Origin of the sequence: Halotia branconii CENA392 (assembly GCF_029953635.1) — a bacterium.
In the GTDB taxonomy this organism is placed as follows: Bacteria; Cyanobacteriota; Cyanobacteriia; order Cyanobacteriales; family Nostocaceae; genus Halotia; species Halotia branconii.
Window position 1 is genome coordinate 4,014,726 of record NZ_CP124543.1, and the last position, 21,760, is coordinate 4,036,485.

General features: G+C 41.3%; 24 protein-coding genes. 9 read left to right on the forward strand and 15 right to left on the reverse strand.

Translation table 11 applies throughout. The features are described 5' to 3' along the window. Positions 1–34: 34 nt before the first annotated feature. Both QI031_RS17605 and QI031_RS17610 read right to left on the reverse strand, forming a co-directional pair. Entirely contained in the window at positions 35–544 is a 510-nt protein-coding gene (locus QI031_RS17605) for a hypothetical protein (RefSeq protein WP_281480952.1), read from the reverse strand. Positions 545–697: 153 nt separating this feature from the next. Next, the gene (locus QI031_RS17610; protein WP_281486068.1) at positions 698–1,342 is read right to left on the reverse strand and encodes a class I SAM-dependent methyltransferase; all 645 of its coding nucleotides are present in this window, start codon (positions 1,340–1,342) and stop codon (positions 698–700) included. Positions 1,343–2,919: 1,577 nt separating this feature from the next. On the opposite strand from QI031_RS17610, the gene QI031_RS17615 reads away from it, so the two are divergent. From QI031_RS17615 to cpcD, 6 genes are all read left to right on the forward strand, one after another. Then, positions 2,920–3,156: a hypothetical protein gene (locus QI031_RS17615; protein ID WP_281480953.1), complete on the forward strand. Its 237-nt coding sequence runs from the start codon at positions 2,920–2,922 to the stop codon at positions 3,154–3,156. Between the two features lie 690 nt (positions 3,157–3,846). Beyond that, positions 3,847–4,365 (forward strand): C-phycocyanin subunit beta, encoded by a 519-nt coding sequence (gene cpcB / locus QI031_RS17620; RefSeq protein WP_281480954.1) that lies wholly within the window; start codon positions 3,847–3,849, stop codon positions 4,363–4,365. A 77-nt stretch (positions 4,366–4,442) separates the two neighbouring features. Then, complete coding sequence (gene cpcA, locus QI031_RS17625; RefSeq protein ID WP_281480955.1) at positions 4,443–4,931, forward strand: C-phycocyanin subunit alpha; 489 nt, start codon at positions 4,443–4,445, stop codon at positions 4,929–4,931. A gap of 267 nt (positions 4,932–5,198) precedes the next feature. After that, positions 5,199–6,017 carry a phycobilisome rod-core linker polypeptide gene (locus QI031_RS17630; RefSeq protein ID WP_281480956.1) on the forward strand — a complete coding sequence of 273 codons (819 nt, stop codon included), beginning with the start codon at positions 5,199–5,201 and terminating at the stop codon, positions 6,015–6,017. 43 nt (positions 6,018–6,060) lie between these two features. Beyond that, positions 6,061–6,930, forward strand: a complete 870-nt coding sequence (locus tag QI031_RS17635) for a phycobilisome rod-core linker polypeptide (RefSeq protein WP_281480957.1) — start codon at positions 6,061–6,063, stop codon at positions 6,928–6,930. A 274-nt stretch (positions 6,931–7,204) separates the two neighbouring features. Next, positions 7,205–7,453 carry a rod-capping linker protein CpcD gene (cpcD, locus tag QI031_RS17640; RefSeq protein WP_281480958.1) on the forward strand — a complete coding sequence of 83 codons (249 nt, stop codon included), beginning with the start codon at positions 7,205–7,207 and terminating at the stop codon, positions 7,451–7,453. A gap of 123 nt (positions 7,454–7,576) precedes the next feature. Here cpcD and QI031_RS17645 read toward each other — a convergent pair whose 3' ends face one another. The 4 genes from QI031_RS17645 to cpcF form a co-directional block, all read right to left on the reverse strand. Then, a complete protein-coding gene (locus QI031_RS17645; RefSeq protein WP_343217805.1) occupies positions 7,577–8,464 on the reverse strand; it encodes a HEAT repeat domain-containing protein in 888 nt (295 codons plus the stop codon). Positions 8,465–8,588: 124 nt separating this feature from the next. Beyond that, complete coding sequence (locus QI031_RS17650) at positions 8,589–8,819, reverse strand: hypothetical protein (protein ID WP_281480960.1); 231 nt, start codon at positions 8,817–8,819, stop codon at positions 8,589–8,591. Between the two features lie 404 nt (positions 8,820–9,223). Next, the gene (locus QI031_RS17655; protein ID WP_281480961.1) at positions 9,224–9,688 is read right to left on the reverse strand and encodes a nuclear transport factor 2 family protein; all 465 of its coding nucleotides are present in this window, start codon (positions 9,686–9,688) and stop codon (positions 9,224–9,226) included. After that, positions 9,627–10,451: a C-phycocyanin alpha-cysteine-84 phycocyanobilin lyase subunit CpcF gene (cpcF, locus tag QI031_RS17660; RefSeq protein ID WP_343217806.1), complete on the reverse strand. Its 825-nt coding sequence runs from the start codon at positions 10,449–10,451 to the stop codon at positions 9,627–9,629. The genes QI031_RS17655 and cpcF overlap by 62 nt, the downstream gene beginning before the upstream one ends. Before the next feature lie 174 nt (positions 10,452–10,625). On the opposite strand from cpcF, the gene QI031_RS17665 reads away from it, so the two are divergent. Continuing rightward, the gene (locus tag QI031_RS17665; protein WP_281480962.1) at positions 10,626–11,420 is read left to right on the forward strand and encodes a Uma2 family endonuclease; all 795 of its coding nucleotides are present in this window, start codon (positions 10,626–10,628) and stop codon (positions 11,418–11,420) included. A gap of 258 nt (positions 11,421–11,678) precedes the next feature. On the opposite strand, the gene cpcE is transcribed toward QI031_RS17665, so the two are convergent. The 6 genes from cpcE to QI031_RS17695 form a co-directional block, all read right to left on the reverse strand. Beyond that, the gene (gene cpcE / locus QI031_RS17670; protein WP_281480963.1) at positions 11,679–12,506 is read right to left on the reverse strand and encodes a C-phycocyanin alpha-cysteine-84 phycocyanobilin lyase subunit CpcE; all 828 of its coding nucleotides are present in this window, start codon (positions 12,504–12,506) and stop codon (positions 11,679–11,681) included. 221 nt (positions 12,507–12,727) lie between these two features. Next, on the reverse strand, positions 12,728–13,216 hold the full coding sequence (cpcA, locus tag QI031_RS17675) for a C-phycocyanin subunit alpha (protein ID WP_281480964.1): 489 nt from the start codon (positions 13,214–13,216) through the stop codon (positions 12,728–12,730). 91 nt (positions 13,217–13,307) lie between these two features. Continuing rightward, positions 13,308–13,826 (reverse strand): C-phycocyanin subunit beta, encoded by a 519-nt coding sequence (gene cpcB, locus QI031_RS17680; RefSeq protein ID WP_281480965.1) that lies wholly within the window; start codon positions 13,824–13,826, stop codon positions 13,308–13,310. Between the two features lie 434 nt (positions 13,827–14,260). Beyond that, on the reverse strand, positions 14,261–15,013 hold the full coding sequence (locus tag QI031_RS17685) for a phycoerythrobilin:ferredoxin oxidoreductase (RefSeq protein WP_281480966.1): 753 nt from the start codon (positions 15,011–15,013) through the stop codon (positions 14,261–14,263). 12 nt (positions 15,014–15,025) lie between these two features. Then, complete coding sequence (locus QI031_RS17690; RefSeq protein WP_281480967.1) at positions 15,026–15,760, reverse strand: 15,16-dihydrobiliverdin:ferredoxin oxidoreductase; 735 nt, start codon at positions 15,758–15,760, stop codon at positions 15,026–15,028. Positions 15,761–15,994: 234 nt separating this feature from the next. After that, positions 15,995–16,576 (reverse strand): phycobiliprotein lyase, encoded by a 582-nt coding sequence (locus QI031_RS17695; protein WP_281480968.1) that lies wholly within the window; start codon positions 16,574–16,576, stop codon positions 15,995–15,997. 203 nt (positions 16,577–16,779) lie between these two features. On the opposite strand from QI031_RS17695, the gene QI031_RS17700 reads away from it, so the two are divergent. Then, entirely contained in the window at positions 16,780–17,571 is a 792-nt protein-coding gene (locus QI031_RS17700; protein ID WP_281480969.1) for a pentapeptide repeat-containing protein, read from the forward strand. A gap of 252 nt (positions 17,572–17,823) precedes the next feature. On the opposite strand, the gene QI031_RS17705 is transcribed toward QI031_RS17700, so the two are convergent. The 3 genes from QI031_RS17705 to QI031_RS17715 form a co-directional block, all read right to left on the reverse strand. Continuing rightward, positions 17,824–18,363, reverse strand: coding sequence for a phycobiliprotein lyase (locus QI031_RS17705; RefSeq protein ID WP_281480970.1), 540 nt, complete (start codon positions 18,361–18,363; stop codon positions 17,824–17,826). A gap of 356 nt (positions 18,364–18,719) precedes the next feature. Further along, positions 18,720–18,923 (reverse strand): hypothetical protein, encoded by a 204-nt coding sequence (locus tag QI031_RS17710; RefSeq protein ID WP_281480971.1) that lies wholly within the window; start codon positions 18,921–18,923, stop codon positions 18,720–18,722. 294 nt (positions 18,924–19,217) lie between these two features. Continuing rightward, positions 19,218–19,688: an orange carotenoid protein N-terminal domain-containing protein gene (locus QI031_RS17715; RefSeq protein ID WP_281480972.1), complete on the reverse strand. Its 471-nt coding sequence runs from the start codon at positions 19,686–19,688 to the stop codon at positions 19,218–19,220. A 156-nt stretch (positions 19,689–19,844) separates the two neighbouring features. On the opposite strand from QI031_RS17715, the gene QI031_RS17720 reads away from it, so the two are divergent. Next, positions 19,845–21,731 (forward strand): ATP-binding protein, encoded by a 1,887-nt coding sequence (locus tag QI031_RS17720; protein WP_281480973.1) that lies wholly within the window; start codon positions 19,845–19,847, stop codon positions 21,729–21,731. Positions 21,732–21,760: the final 29 nt, after the last annotated feature.

Below are 21,760 nucleotides of genomic sequence, written 5' to 3' on the forward strand. Positions count from 1 at the left end.
TTAGGTTTTGTTATTTCAATGACAGTATTACAGGTCATTTGAGTTTAGCTAAACCAGTTAGGTTAAATTTCTTGATCCAAGCTGCGCGATCGCTTGCGGTAAATGATGAATCGCGAGAAAGTACTTTTACTTGGTACTTATTTACTAAAATTGCAGTCTGCGTCTTACCTACTTCAACAGCTGGATAGCCGGCAATCTTTTTGGTACTCTTCGAGAATTTTGCTGCTGCACTAGGTGTACTAGTAGTATCAGAAATCGATAGGGCGGCTAATTCTTTATTTTCTTTTTTTAACTTTGCTTCGGCAAAGCCCTTTTTCTCTTGGGTAAATACTTGCTCATACCCAGCTTGCTTCGGTGGAAAGAATTTATTAAATTTCTCGCCTTGGGTAGCGTTTTTGGCAACTGCTTGACCACTTTTTTGTTTACTGCTTTCTTGTTGTACTTGGTCAAAACGTCCTGGTACTTTAGGAGTACAGGCTGTAGTTAGCAATACGACAGACAGTAAAAAAGCAGCTAAAATTTTGTGCCTACGGTTTAAAATCATCTTTGGCTTTTCCTTGTACTTGAGCTTTGAGGCAATTATCAGCGCTGTTGTCGACTTTAGCTGCAAAAATTTACTATTTGATCATATAGTGGTTTTTTTATGAATAAAATACACCATTCTAGCCCCTAACCCCTAATTCCCAGTCCCTTTTTCTTACCTACGACGAGCTATCACAGCATAGAATGGATCTCCTCCGGTTGCACCCAACCACTGCAAAAAATTGGGCGCTGTAGATTTATGAGTAATAATTTCTGGGGTTGTAAACTCTGGTACTGAGGCGAAGTAGTTTTTAACTAATTCCACCCTGGTAGCTTCTGAAGCGTCCCGCCAAGCTTGAATCGCCTTTTGAAAAAACATACGGTTAGAAAAGCTGATAATAGCTATACCACTAGGTTTAAGGATACGGTAAATTTCTGAAAAGACTGCCTCTGGATATTGAATATACTGCACTGAAACGCAATTGAGGACAGCATCAAAATCTTGATCTCCAAAGGGTAGCTGGGGCTTTTCGTTGATGTCTTGTACAAAGTAATGATCTAAGCGGGGATTGCGTGAGAGTTCTTCAGCGTTAAGTCCATGTCCTTCAACATGAGCAAATTGCATTTCTTCTGGTAGATGCGATACCCAACTGCCCATCATATCTAGTATGCGCGTGTTGGGTTGGAGGCGATCGCGATATAAATCTGTTAGCTGTTGAATAAATCCTTCATCGACATGGGTAACGAAGCGCGGATAAGCATAAAACAGCTTGTCATCTGTATCGTCTAATTTCTGACGTTGATTCGGTCTAAGCATTATCAATCTCTGTTTTTACAGGTCTTTTATTTCAATCTCTGATAGGGATTTTGTATACTTGCGTTAACCTAAATTTTAGTAAAATAGCCTTCAAATACAGATATGCTAAGCATTTTAGGCACAAAACTAAACGGCGTTGTTGAATCTAGGGATGAAATTTATGTGTTGATATCTAAAACTCCTTATTTTCTCTGCGCGGCAGTCGCTACCCTGCGGGAAGCCGCAGAAGCGTCTACAAGTCGGGAAACCCGCCCAACGCGCTGCCTTGCCTCTGTCTTGAGAAGTTGCTTACGGAGCAATACTGCTCGGTTAAGCTCAAAAAGCTTAATCTTTGTAGGTTGGGTTGAGGAACGAAACCCAACATGTCTGGGTTTTTTTTGGGTTTCACTTCGTTTAACCCAACCTACAATGATCCTTAACCGAGTAGTATTGGGTTACGGAGGGAAACCCTCCTGACAACTTTTCGCTGCACCTCTGCGTGATAAAAATCATCCCGCATTTATGCAACGCCAACTAAACTTGTTTTGCTCAACACCTACATGACGCAAATGCAGTACTTGTAATTTCACTTTATGAGAAGCGATCGCAGTTCCGTTACAGCGATCGCCCCGCGATCAACCCCTAGCCACAGGAATCAACCAATAAGATTGTATGTCTTGTAATGAGTTCAGGGTTGCGGTGGCAGCCCCCCCACACCCTCTACTACAAAATTTCAGAAAGGTGATCGCTTTACCTAGCCACAGGTAAGCAATCACTATAAAGTAATGGTGTGTATACGCTTTGAAGAGTAAACACAAACTACAATTAGTACTTTATCATCATCAGGTTTTTTAAATGCAGACATTACTAAAAAACATCTAACTCGACTACTTGATTAACAATTATTTACCTTTGCAACCCCCAAGTCATGGATCAATGAAAGTCAATAGTAGGCTGAAGAAGTAATGTAATTGCACCTACAACTACAAACGACAACGTTACCCAAAATAAAACTAAATTTAGTCTCATGATATTTTTCTAAATTAAAACAAAAGTTAAATAAATTTTAATAGCCAAGAATCGTAATAATCGTCTTTCTTAAGTATCGATACTCAATCTTTCTTTGGGAAGGTTTGTCAAGTTATATATCTCCAAATAACTGCTCATAAATAAAATATGAAAATACCTCTATCCTAGGTTATAAATATTGTTTACCAGACAAACATTCATTAAATACCAATTTATGTAAAATGAGGGTTGACGTTTTGCATATAGGAATCCAATTTGATTAATGAACATATTTGCATAGGAAGGGAACTCTTAAGGGGAACACTTCGGCTACGCTCAGTACATCGCAGGAAAACAGGGATTTAGGAGTGTACTAAGTTTTTTCTCCAAATTAAATATGAATCCTATAGTTTGTAAATAAATCTTAGCCAAGACTTGATCTAGTTTTAATAACTCAATTTGATGTTTCATTTAGATTTACATCTAATTGTTAAACTTACGTAATATTTAAACTTTTATGCAGATGTAGTAAATTAAGATTTTTTTTAGATTTTGTTAGTAACTTTATTAACGGATTTAGTTGAGGAGCAGTTATGAAAACGTATTCTATAAACTCAAAAATATTACGTCAACTTTGGTCTATAGTTGAAGAAACTCAAACTAGTACTCTTCTTGGACTCAACGATACAGATTTAGTCAAGCAATTATTAGAGCAAATAGAGAAGCAAAAAGCACTTAATCCTCAAGAAACTAACACTCTGAGCGCTTATATTCATTCTAAAACGTTGTTAATACGTGATTTAGCCCAGGCAAGATTAGTCAATTGTTAAATATTAGCTCAAACAGAGAGTTGAGTGTTTGTGTAAGTATTGAGGATTATGTCACATTGTTATTAAAAAGATTTGTTCATTAGGCAAATAAATATAGTTAGCTATGCCATTGGTCTAGTATGTTTAACTGCCTGCATTATATTCTGGCAATGAGAGCAATAATGTCTCTTGTCAAGCTAGGAGCAGTCTAACTTTTATTGAAGTAAAAATCCCCGGATGAAGCGCAGCAGAATGGGGAGAGCGTCAATTCTTAATAGGAAATGTAAAGAAATATTAAAACAGCAATATGATTGAAAAGTGCTGAAACATCTGATAAATAAGGGTTTGAGTATGTCTTTATATTTCTTAATCAACTCCCTCAGGATGTTTAAAAAATTGCACAAAATTTGCACAAACAGGTTGCTTTAATCAAAGGTGGTTCAAAAGGCACTGAACTCTTGACTACTAGGTCAGGGTTCAGATTCCCTCAAACTTTATTTAAATATTTAGGGAATTGATTGTCATGCATATCTGTTTATTAGGCTGTGTAGTGGGTTGCTCTGAATCGAAAAACAGCGTTAGAGGCTGAGCTCTCCTTTGTTACGCCTTCAAAAGCTTTTGTTTGCCCGTTCATCAATACTCACGGCTCAATATTCTGCACCAGTCAGCCTTTGAACCACTTTAACTCATGTCATAACAGGAGAAGATCGAATGCTAGACGCTTTTACCAAAGTAGTTGCTCAAGCAGACACCAGAGGCGAATACGTAAGCGATACTCAAATTGATGCGTTGAAAAATATGGTGGCTGAAGGTACTAAGCGGATGGATGTTGTTAACCGCATCACCTCAAATTCCTCTGCGATTGTAGCTAATGCAGCGCGGGGATTATTTGCAGAGCAACCTCAATTGATCGCACCTGGTGGTAATGCTTATACCAACCGCCGCATGGCAGCTTGTTTGCGGGATATGGAAATTATCCTGCGTTATGTGACCTACGCTGTGTTTGCAGGTGATGCTAGCGTTTTAGACGATCGCTGCTTGAATGGTTTACGGGAAACTTATGTAGCTTTAGGTGTTCCTGGTAGTTCCGTAGCAACTGGTGTCAGCAAGATGAAAGAAGCAGCGATCGCGATCGCTAATAACCCCGATGGAGTTACTCGTGGTGATTGTAACAGCCTGATGTCTGAACTAGGCAGCTACTTCGACCGTGCAGCTTCAGCAGTAGCTTAAATTCCCATAAATAAAGACTTTTTGTCTTTAGATTTACGACAACGATTTTGCAAAATTTTACAAGAGGTATATTTAGCATGAAAACTCCTTTAACAGAAGCAGTAGCAACAGCAGATTCTCAAGGACGCTTTCTCAGTTCCACAGAAATTCAAGTGGCTTTTGGTCGGTTCCGTCAAGCTGCTGCTAGCTTGGAAGCTGCTAAAGGATTAAGCTCCAATGCTCAAAACTTGGCTAATGGTGCAGCAAATGCGGTGTATCAAAAATTTCCTTACACCACTCAAATGCAAGGCTCCAATTATGCTTCAACCCAAACAGGTAAAGACAAGTGTGCGCGGGACATTGGATATTACCTCCGCATGATTACTTATTGTTTAATTGCAGGCAGCACTGGCCCAATGGATGACTATCTCATTGGTGGACTGGCTGAAATTAACAGAACCTTTGAATTGTCTCCTAGCTGGTATATAGAAGCGCTCAAGCATGTCAAAAATAACCACGGTTTGAGTGGAGATCCAGCTGTAGAAGCTAATTCTTACATTGACTATGCCATTAATGCCCTAAGCTAAGGGTATTTTCTAGCCCAGAACAGCAGAATACTATGTAAGGGAACAGGGAACAGAGAACAGGGAATAGAGAAAACTAAGTCATCCGCAAGGCGCTGGCTCAACTTGAGAAAACTGGCATTGGGGTTTCAACCTACCTACCCCAAGAGCATTAGCGCAGCGGTATAAAGTACGGCTTTAAACCTTGTTTTGTGGTTAATGCTTTGTTTCGTTGCATAAAGTAGTCTGTGGTTCTGGGCATGTTGTTTCTGATATTCAGGAGCTAAGATCATGACAAGTTCTATGGCAGCTAGGCAGTTAGGGTTTGAGCCATTTGCAGAGCCATCTCTTGTAGAATTGCCGATAAATTGGACTGAGGGCGATGTGCAAGCAGTGATTTGTGCCGCTTATCGTCAGGTATTTGGCAACGACCATCTGATGGAAGTAGAACACTTAATCAGTGCCGAATCGCTACTTCGCAAAGGTGACATTACAGTCCGGGATTTTGTGCGCGCTTTGGCTCAGTCAGAATTGTACCGACAAAAGTTTTTTCACTCAACGCCCCAGGTTCGCTTTATCGAACTGAACTATAAGCATCTTCTTGGTCGCGCACCTTATAACGAGTCAGAGATTACCTACCATGTTAATCTTTACATTGAAGAAGGATACGAAGCAGAGATTAATTCTTATATTGACTCTGTGGAATATCAAGAAAGTTTTGGAGAGTCCATCGTTCCATATTACCGGGGATTTGAAACTCAACGCGGACAAAAAACCGTCGGTTTTAACCGCATGTTGCAACTTTATCAGGGATATGCAAACAGCGATCGCGCCCAAGGCAAAAATAAATCAGCATGGCTAACTCACGATCTAGCTCGTAACTTAGCAAATCCAGTGCGGACACCGACCTTTGGAAAAGGACTTTCTGGTACAACCAGTGGCGATCGCGGACAGATCTATCGAGTGCGTGTAATGCAATCTTCTAGTAGTCGCACGCCCCAAATTCGGCGCAGCATGAGTGAGTATGTTGTTGCCTACGACCAACTTTCACCTACACTCCAACGGTTGAATCAGCGTGGTAGTAAAGTAGTAAGTATTTCCCCTGCTTGATCGAATTAATGGTCAAACATAACCATACAAGGAGAAGAGTTTAATGGCAATTACAACTGCGGCTTCCCGTCTAGGAACTGCCGCCTTTAGCGGAAGTAGCCCCATTGAACTACGTGCAAACTGGACGCAAGAAGATGGTAAAGCCGTTATAAATGCGGTTTACCGTCAGGTATTGGGCAATGAGCATTTAATGGCGGCAGAACGTCTTACTAGTCTTGAGTCTCTGCTTTATAACGGTCAACTTAGTGTGCGTGAGTTTGTTCGTGCTGTTGCTAAGTCTGATTTATATAAAAACAAGTTCCTTTACCCGCATTTCCAAACGCGAGTAATTGAATTGAACCTCAAGCACTTGTTAGGACGCGCTCCCTATGACGAATCTGAAGTGATTGAGCATTTAGATCGCTATCAAAATCACGGATTTGAGGCAGACATTGATTCCTACATCGATTCTGCCGAATACGAGGCGAATTTTGGCGATTACATCGTTCCCTACTATCGCGGGTTTTCAACTCAATCTGGTCAAAAGACCGTGGGTTTTACCCGGATGTTTCGTCTTTATCGAGGCTATGCTAGTAGCGATCGCTCCCAGTTAGAAGGAACTAGTTCTCGTCTAGCGGGTGAACTTGCTAGAAATAGCGCTTCTGCGGTTGTTGGCCCTTCCGGTGGTAGTGACGGTTTTGCTTACCGTCCTTCCAAACAAGGTGTTACGCCTAACCGCGCCTTTGGCAGATCTTCAGTTGGCTCTGCCAGTGGTCTTTACCGCATAGAAGTCTCAGGCATCTCTCTACCTAGATATCCTTGGGTTCGTCGTAGTAATAAAGAGTTTATCGTTCCCTACGACCAGTTATCAGATACCCTCCAGCGAATTAATAAGCTGGGAGGTAAAGTAGCAAGTGTCACACTTGCACAATAACAATAAATTGGGCATAGGAAAGAGGCAGAGGGGCAGGGGGCAGGGCGCAGAGGGAACAAAAAAGAATTGGGGATAAGGAGAATTGGAGAATTTGGGAAAGATAATGTCTCTTTGTCTCCCCATCCCCTTGTCTCCCTGTCTTCCTCTGCTTCCCCTGCTTTTCCTACTCCCTGCTTCTTCCCATTGCCCAACCTACATAAATCCTCATTTTTAGCTTACTGAAACGTATTGAATTAAAAATCGGTATCACCCCTTAATAGGAGATATTGCAGCCATGTTGGGCAAATCTGCATTGACTAGAGCTTCTAATTCAACATCAAATAATCGTATTTTTGTCTATGAAGTGGAAGGACTGAGACAGAATGAGCAAACTGATAAAAACAGCTACCCAGTTCGCAATAGCAGCACAGTTTTGATTCAAGTGCCTTACAGCCGTATGAATAACGAGATGCGTCGTCTGACTCGGTTAGGAGCCAAAATCGTTAGTATCCGTCCTCTTACAGAAAGTTCAACTGAAAATTAAAGTATGGGGCATGGGGCATGGGGGCATGGGGCATGGGGCATGGGGCATGGGGCATAGACAGTTATCAGTTATCTATCAGTTTTCACTGGTCACTTGTTAACTGTTTACTGTTCACTGCCTCTCTCAACGCTTTTCGATTTGAGAAATCGCTAATTTGGCTAGTAAGCGTACAACCTCTAGTTCGTCTTTGAGGGCGGCTTGTAAAGGTTCTAAGGCGGTGCGATCGCCTATTTTGCCAAGAGAAGTCACAGCGGTCTTTCTCACTTCGCCATCGCGATCGCGCAATGCCAAAATCAGATGAGGGATGGCTGGAGGATAGTTGATTTGAGCTAATGCTGCTGCGGCTTCTGTACGAATTACGGAGGCTGGGTCAGTTAAAGATGAGACTAAAACCTTACAAGCGCGTTCGTCTGATTGTTCTTGAGCTACATGAGCGATCGCACCTACTACCGCACATCTTACATCTACAGAATCGGAATCGAGGGCTGCATACAAATGTTCTGCGGCTTCTGAGCCAATGAACGCTAGTGCCCAGGCGGCTTGTCCTTTAGTACTTTCGGGATATTCAGTTGATGCTAAAACCTCTAGTAATGCTGGCACTGCTGTTTCACCTGTCCTAGCTAATGCTCCAGCAGCTGAACCTCTAACTACGGTATCTTCATCATTTAATAAGGCGTGGAGTAAAGGTGATACAGCTGTAGGGTCAGCAATAATGTTAAGAGTTTTAGCAGCAGCTCGCCGGATTACTGGGTTAGGGTGATTTGCTAGTGCTTCTATTAAGAATGGAGTTGCTGGTTCTCCAATTTCACCGAGTGTCTCTGCAAAACGCAGCCTAACTAAACCTCGCGAATCTCCTAGACCCTCAATCACCATCCGCTTCAGAAGTTCATGATCATTGGGGTCAAAGGTGTCGAGTGTAATTTGGTCACTAACCATCTCAATCAGGGCATCAGTTTCTGCCTGAGCTAACAAAATCGAATCATCTCCAGATTGCGTTTTGGAGTTGAGCATATTACTCATCGCAAGTTCCCTACCACCAGTGACTTCGTTAGATGACAGTTTTTAAATTTAATATTCAAAAACTGCATTATTAATTTTTAGTTCTTAATTTCAGGTCAAAGATTAACTTAATTCTCTATGTCAAAGCAGCTTGCTGATTACGGAGTGCTTGGAGAGTGGCATCAATTTTAGCAAGATCAGGCTCTAGTTGTGCCAATGCTTGAGACCTTAGCATCTTAGCCCGTTGTGCCATTGTCAGGGTGTCGTTAACTAGGCGTTCCCGATATTCTTCGAGTTCTGTAATCAACTCCGTCAGTTCTTGAGCAGTTACCGGATCTGTTGCAGTCAGTTCTGAAGATTCAGTCATATTTATTGTTTTTCCTAAACGCTGTTGCTAAATGCTTGTATCCGATCTTCTCAGATCGCGTTACCAGTGGGCAAACCTTTTTTAAAATAAGCAAAGTAGGCATTGAGAATAGGGCATTGGGCATTGGGCATTGGGCATGGGGGCATTGGGGAAGAGGATTTTAAGTTAAGCGTTGCATAAATGCGGGATGAATTGAGATATTTGACCAAGACTCAAGATTGATTTTTCGCGCCTTTGTGCCTACTTTGCGAGTTCCGCTTTAGCGGTATGCACAAAAAAAATTCGTCCCATCAATCACCAACGCCATTATATTTATTTATTCAAGATTCGTAGACGAGTATCAAAGACTTGTGAGCGCCTCAATGCCCAATGCCCCATGCCCCATTCCCCATTCCCCATTCCCCTTAGTCAATATCACCAAAATACTCTCGCACATCAGAAATTTTGCCGTTTTTAACATTAAATGAAATAGCATTCCGTCCCTTGAAAGGCTGATTGGCAATGGTTCCTTGGCTTTCAAACTCAAAGGTTACTGTTTTATCGTTACTGGTGACACGATCTGGTGGACTGAATGTGAGGCGATCGCCTTTTTCTTTACGCCTCCATAGTCTGGCGATTATTTGCTCTTTACTCTCATATCCAAAGGATGTGTTTCGTTGTTTGCCAACTGGAATCCAAAACTTGACTTGATCACTGAGCATGTCAATGTAAGGTTGAAACTCTCCAGTTGACCATCCTTGAGCAAGATGATCGAATGCTTGTTGAGCAATTTTAAAAGTTGGAGTCTGCTGCATCTGGATGGCAGAATTAAGAATTTTGAGGATTTTGAGCGATCGCCACTGCCAATTCTCGATATCGACGTGGATCACCTTCTGGAAAAACCAACCGTTCTTGAACTCGGCGATCGTAAAGTTTCTCCATAATTAAGTGCCAATCCATTGCTGACAAAGGCGAGGGCTGCTCTTCAACAGATTGGGACACAGGAACTGCTGTGGTTGCGGCTAGTTGCTGCTGTGCCATCCAGACACGACCGCGAACTGCCCAACTATCATCGCTGTTGGCCATTTGCTCAAACTGCGCCATAATTTGCGATCGCCAATCTGCATAATCAGCAGAGATTGCTGTTGCCAAGCAGTGTAAGCCCACAACTGCGGAATACCGCACAATCCACTCTTCATCCTGTTGGGCGACAAATAATAGAGCTTCTAAAGCTTCTTCTTGAGCAATTTCTAAAAACTCATCCGGGAACCAATGCCACTTCATGGTTCCTAAACCCCTAGCTGCTGCTCGGCGGACACTCAGGGCAAAATCAGCAGTTGCTGCCCCCAATAAGGTGACTAATCCTCTGGGATCGCCAATACCTGCTAAGGCACGAATTGCCCAAGCTCTAGCAGAATAGTTATGTCCATCCAGTTGATCTAGTAAAGCGGGTACTGCTGGTTCTCCGATTTGGATTAGCCCATCCACAGCCGCAACTGCTGCCCCTGGATTGTTGTAGCCCAAAGCTGCAATCAAAGTTGGTACAGATCCTTCTAGACGAACTGCTGCTAAGTTTTGTACAGCTTCTAACAGCAGGGTAGAAGAATCGGCTTCTTCTACGGCACGAATCAAAGATTGGAGAGTGGCATTCATGAGGAGTGAAAATTAAGGATGAATAAAAATCTTTTAAGTAATTGATACGTATATCAAATATATATAACAATCTTATAACAATTTATGGGGCTTTGATTTTGTGATGGAGACGTGCCGTTGCCCATTTCTACACCGATATAAAATAAAAATAAATCAAATAATAAGGCAGTATCTATGGCAACCCAGGTTAGTGAGACCAAATCCTCAACTGAACTGGTAATTTCTTGGGAACCATTGCCCGATGATTTTCAGTTAGAGGATGATCCAGTGGAGAATACAGGTCAGCCAATCTTGGCTGGTGCTTTGCGTGAGAGTCTAGAAATTAGTGGTTTCATCCAGCCCCAGATGCTGATAGCTTCCAATTTTGGTATTTGTGCAACACTCAACGGACAGTTTATTGCTAAAGCTCCTGATTGGGTTTATATTCCTTCTGTAAATCAGGTTTTAGCTAACCGCAAAAGCTACACACCCAATTTAGAAGGGGAAATCCCGGCGGTTGTGATGGAGTTTCTTTCTGATACTGAAGGCGGAGAATATTCAGTTAAGCGAACTTATCCACCGGGAAGATGGTTTTTCTACGAGCAAATTTTGCAGGTTCCCCTTTATATAATTTTTGAACCCGATGGGGGTTTACTAGAATTTTATCAACTCGAAAATGGACGTTATGAGTTAAAGCAACCTGATGAAAATGGTCGTCATTGGATTGCGGCGATGGGATTATATTTAGGAACTTGGCAAGGAACAAAAGAAGCCAGAACAGGTTATTGGTTGCGATGGTGGGATGAATCGGGTAATCTGTTGCTTTGGGCAGTGGAACAGATTGAACAAGAACGCCAACGTGCTGAACAAGAACGCCAACGTGCTGAACAAGAACGCCAACGTGCTGAACAAGAACGTCAGCAAAAAGAACGGTTGATTACCTATTTACAATCTCAAGGTATCGATCCGAATAATTTGCCTACAGGTTAAATCAGTAAACAGTAAACAGTTATCAAATGGCTTTTGACTGATAACTGTTTACTTCGGCTTCGCCCTTCTTTATGAGAGGCTATGTTCAGAATAAACTCAGGATAAATTCAGTACAAGACGCTCTAATAACCATCCAGAGCGAATTTGTTCTAAAAAACCTCAAGGGGTTTGCTTATGGATGAAATACACCACTCTAGCTTCTAGCCTCTTTTCCTGACTGGAGTGTATTGCACATAACCAAGAAGCGTTATATTACCGTTAAAGCAATTCATCCATCAATGTCATCACCTTAACTGCCCCTGATGATAAATTTGGTGGCGTGGTTTGTTGCAATTGTTTTTCTAGTAAACCTTTAAGGGCGATTAGTTTAAGACTATTTTCTGCTAAAGTCTCAGCGATCGCCTCTGCCGCAGGTAAATATCCAATTGCTCCTAAATCAGCTAAAACAGCCCGACGTAATTGTAAATCTGGGTTGGAGAGTTCTTGGATTAAGCGATCGCCATACTTATTTGCTGCTTGTGGATCAGATGTTAACTGGTACATCGCCCGCGCTGCGGCATATTTAATCCTAGGCAGAAAGTGATCCAAAAAACTCATAATATCTGGAATTGCATTTGTTGCCCCTAGTGTTCCCAATGCTTCTAGAATTGAGTCGAAAGGTTGAACTAGTTGCGGAGGTTCGGGAGCTGGCAGGGTTCCTGGTACATTATCCTTGAGCAATTCAATCAAAACTGGAATGCAAGCTAAATCTCCCAACATCTCTAGGGACTGTGCTGCTGCTTCTCTGACATAAAAATCAGAACATTCTAGCGCCTGCATTAAGGGAGCCACCGCCCGGCGATCGCCTAATTTTCCTAATGCTCTCGCTGCATTTCGCCGTAAAGGATAACCACCAACTTTTGTGCGATCGTCTTCATCTTCTAATGCTTGAATCAATACATCAATCGCTTGTTGGTCATCAACCCGAAAACGCCCTAACCACCAAGCAGCGTACACCCGCAATCCCAAATCTTCACCTTGAAGATTAGCGATCGCTTGCTCTACTGTGAGTTGATTTTCGTCTTGGATACCAGATTCGTTGTCCATAGCGAAACATTTTAGGGTCGAAGACAAAAGCCAAGAATAAGTAAGGTCATAGTCAGGACTTTAGCCCTGATTTTTATAAGCACTAAAGTACTTACTACAAACCTTCAAAACTAACTTGAAAGACTACTAATTCAACAACTTTACACAAAACAATGCCCGGAGTGGTAAACAATCACTAACATTTGTCAGTCACTGCATACCCCTCCGGGCAGGATTTTCGACTAGCTTAGAGCGTTGATAGCGTAGTCGAGGTAAGAGTTAGCTTCAACAGCAGGATCGCCTGTTTGACCGTGGTTAGCTTTGACATACTTCAAAGCTTCAATGTACCAGCTAGGAGATAACTCAAATGTGCGGTTGATTTCAGCCAAACCACCGAGTAAGAAATCATCCAATGGACCTGTACCACCTACAACTAAACAGTAGGTAACAATGCGAATGTAGTAACCAATGTCACGAACGCACTTGTCTTTACCAGTTTGAGTAGAGGCGTAGTTAGGGCCTTGGGTGCTGGTGGTGTAGGGAAATTTTTGGTAAACAGCATTTGCTGCACCTTGAGCCAAGCTTTGAGCATTAGAAGTCAAAGCTTTAGCAGCTTGTAAGCTAGCTTCAGCTTGACGGAAGCGACCAAATGCAACTTGAATTTCGGTAGAGCTGAGGAAGCGTCCTTGAGAATCAGCAGCAGCTACTGCTTCGGTTAAAGGGGTTTTCATGGTTTACTTAATCTCCCAATTTATGTTGTGAAAAACGTAGCAGTGGAATAGTGACTTAATATTTAGTCGCTTTTTCAGCAATTATTAACAATTAAGCAACAGCAGAAGCAGCTTTATCGAAATAACCACTTAGTTCAGAAATAAGGCTGTTGCAATCGCCTCTGGTGATGCCAGTGTTGTCGTTAGCGATCGCGATCGCTGCATCCTTCATTTTCTTAACACCCACTGCTACAGAAGCACCAGGAGTACCCAAAGCTTGGTAGGTTTCCCGTAGACCATTTAAGCAACGATCATCTAAAACGCTAGCGTCTCCAGAGAAGGTCGCGTAGGTGATGTAACGCAAGATAATTTCCATGTCGCGCAAACAAGCAGCCATCCTACGGCTGGTGTAAGCATTGCCACCAGGAGCAATCAACTGGGGCTGCTCAGCAAACAACTCACGAGCCGCATTCGCAACAATCGCTGATGAGTTGCTGGTAATACGGTTGACGATGTCCATGCGCTTGTTGCCATCAGCAACCATGGAACTCAGTGCATCCAGTTGAGAAGCACTTAGGTATTCGCCCCGTGCATCAGCCTGAGAAACCACCTTTGCAAATGCGTCTAACATAAACTCAATCTCCTAGTATGTTTTAGTTGAGTACGGTTTTGATCACAACCGAATTTGGTTAAGTTTGGCGTAAGACTGCTTGAACAGTCTAGGGAAGGCAAGGCCAGTTGATGATTCACCAGCGAAATGTCTCCCTTTCTTCCGAATCTGGAAACTTGGAAGATTTTACATTTCTTAAAAGATTGAATGGACTGGATCTTAGGTTACTGGATAACCTGCACCTGTTCTTTAAACTTGCATTTCAACCTTTTTTTCAACCTTCTTTCTTTTATACTATGTCGTTGGATCATTTTTTGTTACGAATTATCATGAGTTTTGATAACTTTCCGTAACTTTACTTTACAAATGATTCATAAAAAGAGGCTAGGGGCTAGAGACTAGGGACTAGGGAAAGCAGGGGAGAATAATGATCTCTATGCCCCATGCCCTATGCCCTATGCCCTATGCCCAATTGTCAATTTCCGTTCTAAGTCAAACAAAAAACCGTGGATATATTCTTCAGTCCATTCGGTTCCATAAAAGCGGGTGAACATGCCCCGTGCAGGGTCTTTCTCAGCCCGATAGCGTAGATAACGCAGTTGAGCTTGTTCAATATCCGCTAAAGCATGAGAATCGGTAACTGGTTGTGCTTGGTCAACAAAATTTAGGTAAGCCTGGAGATAGTCTTTAAAAGCAGCCAATACATGGGTTTTTACCGTTTCATCTTGCTGTGTGCGAGTCCAGAGAAAGGCAGGTGAGAAAAAGGGACGGGCTTCTTCAGGAAAATCTCCTCCCCAAGGAAGATGTTGTTGATATGCTTCAAAAATAGACAATATGGGTTGTGTGTACTTGGCTTGGTACGCTGGATCATCTCGAAACAGTGGTTGCATATCCAAGGCAATCAGATGTCCTCCAGGTAGAGTCACCAGATCTGCACCGAAGAAGGGTAAATCGTAATTCAGATGAGGAAAGATGACAAAATTGAGAACTTGCAGCGATTTTCCGCCTTGGACATGAGCAGCTCGAATTTGCCGCAGTTTTGGGGATTGAAAGCCAGTACTGGTCGTTAATACCTCTTCTTGATGTTTGCCCTTGCCTACAAGTGCTGATTTACTTTCAAATCCTGTGGGGATGGGATAGGGTTGTAAGTCTAAGCGTTCATGCAAAAGAGCGATCGCATAGTCCAAAAAAGGCTGATATAAAGTCATGGTAAATCTAATTTACTTTTTGCTTACTCCAACAGCTAATGGCACTGCATCCTCAAATAAAAACTCATACAAAAATCGCTCTGACCATTCATGACCAAAGTAGCTGCTGAATAAACCAGATGCAGGATCACGTTCAGCACTGTATTGATCGTAATCTTTCTGGGCTTTGACAATTCGCTGAATATCTTCTGAGTCAGTTAAAGGTGTAGCTGACTCTAGCATCTGCCAGTACAGATTTAGATAATCTTTAAATGCTGAAAATACCCTTGTCCTTACAGTTTCGGCATCTGTCTTAGCAAACAGCAGGTATTTCGAGAAGTACTGATTAGCATCGTAGAACTTCATTTCTAAATCTTGTGCTAAGTCAGGATACTTTTCATGCAAGGCTTTTAGAGGATGAATATACTTTTTTAGGTAAGCTTCATCTTGAAACAACGGCTGAAAGTCCATCACAATCAAGTTTTTTACTTGGCCGAACGAGAGAAAGTCTACGCCGAGTAACGGTAAATCGTAGTGGTGACTGGGATAAATAACACTATTAAGGATTTGGGCGCTAGCACCCGCATCAATACTGGTATAGCGAATTTTACGCAACTCTGGACACTGATAACACCAACTACGAATAGTAGCGGGATTTTTGCCGCGATCGCTTGCTTGATAATCTAACCCTGATGGAATTGGGCGACTTTGTAAATTAAACCGTTGAAATAAAGATTGTTCTAGATGTTGAATAAAGGTTCTATACATCAATGTTATGCACTCATATACCTTTAACCCTTGAGAATACGAAACATCGTGAATCCATGTCCCATTTCTCATAAATAATGCAACAATCCTTAATTTTTGGCATGGGAAGGAGGAATTGGGGCAAGGTGCGGAGTACAAGGGGGATGAAGAAAAATTACCTCTTTCTCCTTTTCTCCCTGCCCCCTGCTCCCCTGCTTCTTCATTTACTAGCCCCTAGCCCCTAATTCCTAGCCCCTAATCTCTAGACAAATTACGTTGCATCATCTGTGTTAAAACTTCTTCAGACACACAGCGCCGTTCGGAGCAATAGGTCATTAAATAAACGCCATTCATCATCCGAACTGTGCTAGCGCGTACCCGAAAGTCATCTGTCAGAAACCAACAACGCTCTTGACCTTGATTATTGTCATATTCTGTATCAATGGTCAAAATGCCATCTTGACCAAACCAATAACGACTAACCACCGGAATTTTTTCTACATAACCTTGGTCGCGTAATAGTTTACCAGATCGTCTTGTTTCGTCATCCGGTACATCAACCAAAACTGCTGCATAGTCTGGATTTGGTGCTTGTTCATCCAAGTTATCTTGCCACATAAAGCTGGCTCCCCCCATCGATTTAGCTGGATCAATTCCCTGCTGTTCACAGATGGTTTTAACCCTGGGGTCATCTTTAGTAATGATGCCTATATGCAGGTTCGATTCTCCTGACTCATCTGCCACCAAATCAAAGTGATGCACGGTGCGCTGGATAAACCAGACACCTTCGCTTTTACTAAAAAAGTCAAGCATCGTCATAGGGGGGATGAGTCGCATCGTTTTTCTACCTCAGATTGCTTCTATCTAAAAATAAATGAAATGTCCGCGATCGCTGCACTCATGTCAGTGTGAATTTTTGCCATTATTCATCCTACGACGATTGCTGTCACAATTACCAATAGATTTTGTAGAGTTTTAGACAATCGAGAACAGCTATAATACCTCTAAATAATTAATCTCAATTCATAACAGGTAAGGAGATGCAAAAACCATCCCCAGAGATTTTAGCTGCTATCAAAGCAGGGGTAGCTCTCAATCACGAAGACTTATACCAATTGAATTTCAGTGGTCTTGATTTACAAGGAGCCAACCTGAAAAAAGCTAATTTGATTGGAGTTAATCTCGCTCAAGCAAATTTGAGTGAGGCAGATTTGAGTCAAGCTGATCTCCGGGGAGCAGATCTAAGTCAAGCTGTTTTGAAGAACGCAAATTTACAAGGAGTCTGTTTACATCGGGCGGATTTAAGTGGGGCAGATTTAAGTGGGGCTAATTTAGCAGGAAGTAAGCTGCAAGTATCTCGCTATGATAGCCAAACAATTTTTCCGGCAGAATTTGCCTACAAAAGCTCAGGGGCGGTTGGGCCTGGTGCTAACCTAAATGGAGCTTATCTGAATACTGCTAATTTGCGTAATGCTGATTTACAGGGTGCAAATATGCTGGGGGCATACCTCGGTGGCGCTGACTTGACAGGAGCCAATTTAAAAGGTGCTAGACTCAGCAGTGCTGACTTGCGGAGAGCTTTTTTGACGGGTGCTTATTTGCGAAATGCCCGATTAAATGGAGCAAATCTCGCATCTGTTGATTTGCGGGCGGCGGATTTAACTGATGTGGAGTTTGATCATCTAGAAAGTATTGCTGGAGCAGATTTTAGTAATGTGCAAGGACTGAGTAAAGAAAATAGATCACGCTTACTTAGCCAACCGATGGAAGAATTAGATGCTTGGAACTCATTTACGCGTAGTACAACGCGAGCTAGTTTGCAGAGGGATTAGGGCTTTAAATAATAAGTCAGAAGCAAGGAGGAAGTATTTCCTCTTCCTTTTGACTTGTTCAATTTTATTTGAAAGCAGAGTTTATAGTAATCAAATAATCTCTAAATTATGGTGTTAATATTATTTTTCATTGTATAGAACAAGTTTGCTCTTTACTTTTTTAATAATTCCTGCCAACACCAGTTTAAAAAGAAATTCCTCACATTGTTACTCTTGCATTGATTGTCGTTGCCATAAAATAAGCAACCGAGGTCAATTTAACCGCTGTTCTAAATACTGACCAATCATTTGTTCTTCTCCAGCGCGGGAAATGATCGTTTGGCGGGTGCGGTATTGAGTGCCGATTAGTTTTAATTCTTCTTCAAACACGTTTCCACTGTACTCGGTTCGCAAACACATGGTTTTGGGGTCGCGCATAGAAAATTGAGCGATGATCGGTTTTGAAGTGGAAAATCCGCGATCGCGATACAATGATGTTCCTAAAACCCCAAATACTGTTTCACCTTTCGTCTGCTTGGGACTGGGGCTAACATAATTACTTTCCCACGTTGTTAAAGCTCCACAAATTAAAGCAGTTTCATCTGCCATTTCGTGCAATCTAGCTAATTTTATTAGTTCCTCGTGTCCTGGCTCTAGAAACTGCACAGTTAAAAAACTAACTACTTCCTGTGTTTCTCCATCCTTGAGTGTATAGTAACGACGCTGCGATCGCCAGCTTCCCTCAGATTGCTGAAAAAATTCTTTAACCAGGGATTCTGAGGATAGCTGAGTAATTTGAGGCTGAAATGTCATAACAGGATTTAACCTCTTCAGGATGGAGATTTACATAAAAGTTTGTGTGTCAAGTAGTCTACAACATTTTTTATATTTTGTCACATAAGTTAATATTTATACATTTCTGTAGAATGTCTGGTTTGTATTAATGTTGCTCAATAGCTGCTTTGGGACTGGATACAGAAAAAAGTATTTTATTAAGGTGATTTTTGATGAAAAAAATACTTGTGTTGACGAGTTTCGACTACTTCGACTACGCCCTTCGGCTGCGCTCAGGATAAACTCAGCACAAGTTCGCTCAACTCTTGACCATTTTAGTTGGTTGAGCGAAGTCGAAACCAACGGCTATGGTAATTTTATTAGTATTAATTTACTTAAACAGTTACCCAACCTTTTTTAAGCAGTGCCAAAAAAGTCGCATATCCTTTAGAAAACTCTTTCGGGTCTGGCAAAAAATACTCAGGAAATTCCTCATAAGGTCGCCAAGGTTCTGAGGAATTATGCCGTAAATGCAAGGCACAATCTGTTGAACCTGCTAATTTCCAAGTCATTTGACCTTCTGTTTGGATCTCACTCATAGTTTTCTCCACCAAAATACTAAAACAATTATTAGCTCCTCAAAATTTTGACACCTTAGCCATTAATTTCTGTAAATGTTAATACTATTCATTGGAAATATTACTAGTGTATTAATATTGTGCTATGAAGTCTTAAGTTTAGTAAGGTACGTACTATTGCCTTACACTCTTAGAAAGCAATATTGTAACGTACCTTACAAAAATTGGAATTAAATCCGCGTTTCTTAGTTGATTTTAGTCATAGGTGCAGTTGCTTCTTCACAACAGCACCTATGTCCACAAATAACTAGATGCTTAGTTATTGGACTTAGCACCCAACTGAGATACTACATTACGAATGAAGATCACTTTGCGGTCGAAGTCCATTCCATTGAGTGATTTTAAAAACTCTTGCCCTTCAGATGGCAATGAATAGTCAGACGGTACTTGGATAACTGCTTTTTGATCCATACCTTGGGCAAGCCGATACCAAAACGCCAGCTTGTTAGGAGTATCCATATCGCTGTAGGTTTGGTTAATCGGTGTATTTGCTCCTGCTAACAAATCACGCATGATCTGTAATTGCTCATCAGGAGTCATCTGTTGAACTTCAGGTACTAGTGAATCAAGGGCATCATGTCCCGCTACGTCCGTTGAATCTTTTTTGCTAATTGCTCCGCCAAAGTCTTCGTAGATATACCACAGCAAAGCTAGCTGATTGTCAACGCTAAATTTCTGGAACCTTTCTGCAACTTGTTCTAGGTTTCCAACAGCACTAAAAGTCATAAAACTTTACGAATTTCTACCGTTTCATCCTAACTAAGATGAACTGAGTGTAAATCGTTCATAAGTAGTGAAGAAAAATCACTCATAAGTTAGAGGATATTTTTGGGAATACTGAACTTACAAACGTATATTGCACATTCCGTAACCTCTAGTATCATGTTGGCATTCTTAAAATATCCCTTGCAATCAAACGGTTTTATTCCGCACGGACATTGTTATCTTTGGAAAACGGGACTAGTGTGGCTGCATATTATTTCTGATGCCACGATCGCCTTAGCTTATTATTCCATTCCTATATTACTGATTTACTTTATTTCTAAACGCAAAGACGTTCCTTTTAATGGAGTCTTTCTGCTATTCGGGGCTTTTATCATTGCCTGTGGTACTGGACACCTGATGGAAATTTGGACACTTTGGCATCCAGATTACTGGATTGCAGGTAGTTTAAAAGCTATAACCGCGATTATTTCCATATATACAGCATTTGCATTAATTTATTTGATGCCGCAAGCTTTGACACTACCCAGCCCAGCCCAGTTAGAAGCTATTAATCAAGTACTTTCAACTGAAATTGTAGAGCGCAAGCGTATCGAAGAAGAACTACGCAAAGCCGAGGAAGTGGCGAATAACTCTAGCCAAGCTAAGAGTGAATTTCTTGCCAACATGAGTCATGAGTTACGCACACCTCTCAACGGCATCCTCGGTTATACACAAATTCTCCAACGCACAGAATCTTTAAGTGAGAAAGGTAGCAAAGGAGTTAGCGTTATTTACCAATGTGGTTCTCATTTATTAACCCTAATTAATGATGTTTTAGATCTCTCCAAAATTGAAGCCCGCAAGCTGGAATTGAATCCGATTGATTTTTACTTGCCTGCGTTTCTAGACAGTGTAAGTGAAATTTGTCGCATCCGTGCCGAACAAAAGGTGATTGGATTTTATTTGCAAATTGACCCCGATTTACCAACAGGGATTCGTACTGATGAAAAACGCTTGCGACAAGTATTAATTAATTTGCTGAGTAATGCTACTAAATTTACCAATCAAGGTAGTGTCACCTTCAAAGTTAAAGTGATTAATCAATCAACAAATAAAGATGGACAAATCATCTATAAAATTCGCTTTGAAGTAGCAGATACCGGCACAGGTATCACCCCAGATCAAGTCGAGAAAATCTTTGTACCTTTTGAACAAGTAGGAAATCAAAAACGACAAAGTGAAGGTACAGGATTAGGATTAGCTATCAGCCAAAAAATTATTTCGTTGATGGGTAGTCAAATTCAGGTAGAAAGTGAGTTGGGCAGAGGTAGCACTTTTTGGTTTGAGGTAGAAGTGCCACAATCTCAAGATTGGGCTAAGGCTTCGCGAATAGTTGAGAAGGGAACTATTATTGGTTATCAAGGACAAAGACGCACCATTTTGATTGCAGATGACAAATGGGAAAACCGCTCAGTAGTTGTCAATTTACTAGAACCAGTAGGGTTTAATGTTATTGAAGCTAGTCACGGTCAAGAAGGATGGGAACAATTAAAAGCCCATCGACCAGATTTGATTATTACTGACTTGGTTATGCCTGTGGTGGATGGATTTGAGTTTATTAAAAGTTTGCGTCAGTCTGACGAATTTAAACAGATATCTATCATTGCTTCCTCGGCCAGTGTTTTTGCAGCTGACCAATACAAAAGTATTGATGTAGGTGCAGATGCCTTTCTACCAAAACCTATAGAAGTTGAAACGCTACTGGAACTACTGCGACAGTATTTACAACTGGAATGGCTGTATGAGAACAAGACAAATATAATCAACAAAACCCATGTAGATAATTCAAATAATCCAGTTGAAATGGTTCCTCCACCCAAGGAAGTTTTACAAAAATTACTAGAATTGGCACAAGATGGTGACATTCAAATAATTTTAGAAATGGCTCAAGAAATTGTTACATCTAATGAGCAGTTAAGTACTTTTTCTCATCAAATTAATCAGTTGGCTAGCAATTTCCAACTCAAACGTTTGGAAACTTTTCTCAAACAATACCTTAAATAATTTGGGATAAATTCTACTTGTAAATGCAT